Below are 384 nucleotides of genomic sequence, written 5' to 3' on the forward strand. Positions count from 1 at the left end.
TGGGAGTGGTTTTGGCTCTTTCCGATGCAAAGCCTCTCGCGTGATCCTCGCGGAGAACGCGATGCAGCTAAGCGGCGACATCACATATTGCCGCGTGCGTATCAAAAGCATCTCTCGCTCGCGGCAGTGAAAGCAGAAATCCCGAAACGATCAAATTCGCATGTGTTACGGCATAGTTATGCCACGCATTTGCTGGAGAATGGGACAAATATTAGAACCTTGCAGGATTTCCTGGGCCATGCTTGCGTGGAGACGACGATGATTTATCTGCACGTGATGGAAGATCAGCAGGATTTGACGGTGAGTCCCTTGGATATTTTGGAAGGCTCGTCGTAGTCGTGTGCGGGTTATGCGGCCGTGCGGCGTGCTTTGTGAGATGGGAAC

Annotated in this window: 1 protein-coding gene; it reads left to right on the forward strand. The window is 52.3% G+C overall.

All coding sequences use genetic code 11. The annotated features are described in order from the left end of the window. Positions 1-336 (forward strand): tyrosine-type recombinase/integrase (locus QEH59_RS18755; RefSeq protein ID WP_308986918.1); only part of this gene is annotated, 336 nt, incomplete at its 5' end. Between the last annotated feature and the right edge of the window lie 48 nt (positions 337-384).

Origin of the sequence: Thalassobacterium sedimentorum (genome assembly GCF_031127905.1) — a bacterium.
In the GTDB taxonomy this organism is placed as follows: domain Bacteria; phylum Verrucomicrobiota; class Verrucomicrobiia; order Opitutales; family Coraliomargaritaceae; genus Thalassobacterium; species Thalassobacterium sedimentorum.